Source organism: Acidimicrobiales bacterium, assembly GCA_036399815.1.
Taxonomy (GTDB): Bacteria; Actinomycetota; Acidimicrobiia; order Acidimicrobiales; family DASWMK01; genus DASWMK01.
This window is the reverse complement of record DASWMK010000081.1, coordinates 1-4,708: the sequence shown is the minus strand read 5'-3', so window position 1 is coordinate 4,708 and position 4,708 is coordinate 1. Positions and strand designations below refer to the sequence as shown.

The 4,708-nt window shown below is 75.5% G+C and carries 5 protein-coding genes; all 5 read right to left on the bottom strand.

The features are described 5' to 3' along the window. Positions 1-779 (bottom strand): acyl-CoA dehydrogenase family protein (locus VGB14_05945; protein HEX9992451.1); only part of this gene is annotated, 779 nt, incomplete at its 3' end. A 4-nt stretch (positions 780-783) separates the two neighbouring features. Continuing rightward, complete coding sequence (locus tag VGB14_05940; protein HEX9992450.1) at positions 784-3,099, bottom strand: bifunctional salicylyl-CoA 5-hydroxylase/oxidoreductase; 2,316 nt, start codon at positions 3,097-3,099, stop codon at positions 784-786. Continuing rightward, positions 3,096-3,512 carry a RidA family protein gene (locus tag VGB14_05935; protein HEX9992449.1) on the bottom strand — a complete coding sequence of 139 codons (417 nt, stop codon included), beginning with the start codon at positions 3,510-3,512 and terminating at the stop codon, positions 3,096-3,098. Before VGB14_05935 ends, VGB14_05940 begins: the two co-directional genes overlap by 4 nt. After that, complete coding sequence (locus tag VGB14_05930; GenBank protein HEX9992448.1) at positions 3,509-4,336, bottom strand: enoyl-CoA hydratase family protein; 828 nt, start codon at positions 4,334-4,336, stop codon at positions 3,509-3,511. Before VGB14_05930 ends, VGB14_05935 begins: the two co-directional genes overlap by 4 nt. Next, a partial coding sequence (locus VGB14_05925; GenBank protein ID HEX9992447.1) for an SDR family oxidoreductase occupies positions 4,333-4,708 on the bottom strand: 376 nt, incomplete at its 5' end. The genes VGB14_05925 and VGB14_05930, both read right to left, overlap by 4 nt.

The window sequence follows — 4,708 nt, the reverse complement described above, 5'->3', positions numbered from 1 at the left end:
GCCTGCCGGCGGCCGGCGTGGGCCACGGCGGCGTCGAGCGCGGCCTGGGCCAGCCCGACGGCGAACGCGCCGACGCTCGGCCGGAACAGGTCGAGGGTCGCCATGGCCACCCTGAACCCCCGGTCCCGCTCCCCCAGCAGGTCGTCGGCCGGGACGAACACGCCGTCGAGCTCCAGCCGGCCGACGGGATGGGGCGACAGCAGGTCGAGCGGCCGGCCGGACAGGCCGTCGGCGTCGCCGGGGACGGCGAAGGCGCTGACCCCCCGGGCCCCGGCGCCCTCGGTCGTCCGGGCGAACACGGTGTAGACGTCGGCGTCCGGCGCGTTCGAGATCCACTGCTTGGCGCCGGTCAGCCGCCAGCCGCCCGGGACCTCCTCGGCCCGCAGCGACAGGGCGGCGGCGTCCGACCCGGCGCCGGGCTCGGTCAGCGCGAACGCGGCGACGGCCTCGCCCCGGCGCACGGCCGGCACCCACCGGTCGGCGACCTCGGGCCGGCCGGACTGGAGGATCGGGTAGGCGCCGAGGCCCTGGACGGCGAGCGCCGTCTCGGCCTCCGGGCACGTCGTGGCGAGCGCCTCGCGCAGCAGGCAGAGGTCGACGGCCCGCACCGTCCCGCCCTCGGGGAACACCCGCCCGAGCAGGCCGCACCGGGCCAGCGCCCGCACGAGCGGCCGGTTGACCCGGCCCTCCTCGCCGGCCTCGGCCAGCGGCGCCAGCACCTCGGCCCCGAGCCGTCGCGCCTCCTCGGCCAGCGCCCGCTGCTCGCCGGTCAGCCGCACGGCGTCACCGGGGGTCGCGGGGCACGGGCGGGACGGCCGACTGCTCCCGCCGCCTGGCCGTCCGCCCCGACAGGTACTGCGGCGGCCACGGGTGCCCGGTCCAGCCCTGGTCGATCGCCGCGTTCAGGGTCCAGTACGGGTCGACGAGGTGGGGCCTGGCCAGCAGGCACAGGTCGGCCCGCCCGGCCAGCACGATCGTGTTGACGTCGTCCACGCTCGACACGGCGCCGACGGTCATCACGGCCACGTCGACCTCGTGGGCGATGCGGTCGGCGAACGGCGTCTGGTACAGCCGGCCGTAGCGGGGCTGCTGGTCGGGGTGGACCTGGCCGGTCGACACGTCGACGGCATCCACGCCGTGGGCGGCGAGCATGGCGGCGACCTCGACGGCGTCGTCGGCCGTCGTGCCGCCCTCCACCCAGTCGACGGCGGAGATGCGCACGGACAGCGGCCTGTCGTCGGGCCACACGGCCCGCACGGCGTCGACGACCTCGAGCGGCCAGCGCATGCGGTTGGCGAGCGACCCGCCGTACCCGTCGGTCCGCCGGTTGGCCACCGGCGACACGAACGACGACAGCAGGTACCCGTGCGCGGCGTGCAGCTCCAGCAGGTCGAACCCGGCCTCGGCGCCGAACCGGGCCGAGCGCACGAACTGGTCGCGCACCTCGTCCATGTCGGCCCTCGTCATCTCCCTGGGCACCTGGTTGAACGGCTTGTAGCGGATGGGCGACGCCGAGATGAGCGGCCAGTTGCCGTCGTCGAGGGGCTCGTCCTCGCCCTCCCACATCCGCTTGGTCGACCCCTTGCGGCCGCTGTGGCCGAGCTGGAGGCCGATCCGGCTCGGCGTCCACCGGTGGACGAACTCGACGATGCGGGCCCACTCGTCGCGCTGGGCCTCGTCCCACAGCCCCGTGCAGCCGGGGCTGATGCGGCCGGTGGGCGACACGCAGGTCATCTCCGTCATCACCATGGCGGCGCCGCCCACCGCCCGGCTGCCGAGGTGGACGAGGTGCCAGTCGTTGGGCATCCCGTCGACCGCGCAGTACTGGGCCATCGGCGACACCACGACCCGGTTGGGCAGCCGGAGGCCGCGGAGGTCGAAGGGGTGGAACATCGGCGGCGTGGCCGGGTCGGGCGGGCGACGGGACGCCGGCGTGGACCGCCAGAACCAGTGCAGCAGGCCGTCGACGAAGGCCGGGTCCCGCAGGCGCAGGTTGTCGTAGGTGATGCGCTGGGACCGGGTGAGCAGCTGGAAGGCGAACTGCTCGCTGTCGAGGTGCCAGTAGCGGCGGACGGACTCGAACCAGGCGGCGCTCGTCGCCGCCGCCCGCTGGAGGCTGGCGACGGCCGGCTTGCGCTCGGTCTCGTAGGCGGCCAGCGCGGCGGGGACGTCGCCCCGGTGGGCGGCGACGGCGGCCGACAGCGCGATCGCGTCCTCCATGGCCAGCTTGGTGCCGGAGCCGACCGAGAAGTGAGCGGTGTGGGCGGCGTCGCCGAGCAGGACGACGTTGCCGTCGTGCCAGCGCTCGTTGGTGACGGTCGTGAACCGCAGCCAGCGGGAGTGGTTGCCGAGCACGGCGTGGCCGTCGAGGTGCTGGCCGAACACCTTCTCGGCGAACGCCAGCGCCTCGGGGTCGCTCTCCCCCGGGGGCCGCTCGACGCCCGCGCTCTCGGCCAGGCCGGCCCGCCGCCACGTGGCGGGGTCGGTCTCGACGATGAACGTGCTCGTGCGGTCGTCGTAGGGATAGCAGTGGGCCTGGACGATGCCGTGCTCGGTCTCGGCGAACAGGAACGTGAACTGGTCGAAGACCTTGGTCGTGCCGAGCCAGACGAAGCGGGCGTCGCCCCGGTCGAGGGTCGGGCCGAAGCGGTCGGCCCGCTCGGCCCGCAGGGCGCTGTTGACGCCGTCGGCGGCGACGACGAGGTCGGCGCCGGCCAGCGCCGGGTCGGCCAGGCCGTCCACCGGGCGGCGGTGGTGGACGGTCGCCCCCACCTCGCGGGCCCGGTCGGCCAGGATGCGGAGGAGCCGGTGGCGGGAGATCGCCGCGAAGCCGTGCCCGCCCGAGCGGAGCAGCCGGTCGCCGTGGTGGATGTCGATGTTCGTCCACGACCGGAACTCGGCCTCGATGCGGGCGAAGACCGGCGGGTCGGCCGAGCGGAGGTTGGCGAGGGTCTCGTCGGAGAACACGACGCCGAAGCCGAACGTGTCGTCGGGGCCGTTGCGCTCGAGGACGGTGACCTCGGCCGCCGGGTCGGCCCGGCGGGCGAGGATGGCGAACAGCAGGCCGCCCGGCCCGCCGCCGGCGACGGCGAGCCTCATCCCGGCACCACCGCGGTCGTCACGATCTCGACCTTGGCCGCCGGCTCCACCAGCTCGGGCGTGGCCACGAGGGCCATGGCCGGGTAGTGGCGGCCGAAGTGGCGGCGCCAGACGGGGCCGAGGTCGCGCACGCCGGCCCGGTACTCGTCCATGGCCGTCACGAACACCAGCATGGAGACCACGTGCTCGGGCCGGGCGCCGGCGGCGTCGAGGGCGGCGGCCACGTTGGACAGGGCGACGTCGAACTGCTCGACCAGCGTGTCGCCCACGACCGTGCCCGACGCGTCCATCGCGACCTGACCGGCCACGGCCACGACCCGGCCGGGCGCGGCGACGACGGCGTGGGTGTAGCCCCTGGCCGGGGCGAGCGTGTCGGGGTTGAGCAGCGTGTGCGGGGTCGGCGTGTCGCTCATCGCCCGGTCCAGCGCGGCCGGCGGCCCTCGTTGAAGGCGGCGTGGAACTCGGCGTGGTCCTTCGTCGTCATCAGCAGGGCCTGGGTCATGGCCTCGAACTCGATCGCCGCGGCCAGGTCCATGTCCTGCTCCCTCGCCACGAGGAGCTTGGTGGCGGCGTAGGCGAGGGTCGGGCCGTCGGCCAGGCGCCGGGCCAGCTCGGCCGTCGCCCCGTCCAGCTCGTCCGGCTCGACCACGCGGTTGGCGAGGCCGATGGCGAGCGCCTGCTCGGCGGGGACGGGGTCGCCGAACATCAGGATCTCGGTGGCCCGGCCCAGACCGACGAGGCGGGGCAGCAGCCAGGCCGACCCCATGTCGCCGCCCGACAGGCCGACCTTGGTGAACAGGAAGCGGAAGGTGGCGTCGCTCGCCAGCACCCGGAAGTCCGACGCCAGGGCGAGCACGGCGCCGGCGCCGGCCGCCGTCCCCTGCACGGCGGCCACGACGGGGATCGGCAGCTCCCGCAGGCGCTGGACGACGGCGCCGGTCATCCGGGTGAACTCGAGCAGGTCGCGGGCGTCGAAGCGCAGCAGCTCGCCGATGATCTCGTTGACGTCGCCGCCCGAGCAGAAGGCCCGCCCCTCGCCCCGCAGGACGAGCACGGACACGTCGCCCCGGTGGGGCAGCTCGGCGAGCAGGTCGCGCAGGTCGGCGTACACGTCGAAGGTGAGCGCGTTCAGCTTCTCGGGGCGCCGGAACGTGACGGTGGCGACGCCGTCCTCCACGCCGAAGCCGAAGGAGTCCCAGCGCTCGGTGAGCGGGGCCGAGGCCCGGAACGGCGTCACCCGTCGAGCACGATCTCTCGGCCGTTGACCGCCGCCGCCCCGTCGCCGGACAGCCAGGCGACGGCGTCGGCCACCGCCGCGGGGTCGAGGATGGTGCCGAGCGCGGCCGCCGCCTCCTCCGCCGTGCGGCCCGTGCGCCGGACGATGTTGGCGATGGTCCGCTCGGTCATCTCGGTGCGCACGTAGGCCGGGCACACGCTGTTGGCCGTCACCCCGGTCCCCCGCAGCTCGGCGGCGACGGCCCGCATGAGCCCGACGGCCGCGTGCTTCGAGGCCGCGTAGGCGGCGATGTACGGCGCCCCGGCCAGGCCGGCGACGGACGCGACGGTCACGATCCGCCCCCAGCCCCGCTCCCGCATGCCGCCGACGACG

Excerpts from the sequence above, each read along its gene's own strand:
- VGB14_05940 (HEX9992450.1), bottom strand. The coding sequence starts at position 3,099 with ATGAGGCTCGCCGTCGCCGGCGGCGGGCCGGGCGGCCTGCTGTTCGCC.
- VGB14_05935 (HEX9992449.1), bottom strand. The coding sequence starts at position 3,512 with ATGAGCGACACGCCGACCCCGCACACGCTGCTCAACCCCGACACGCTC.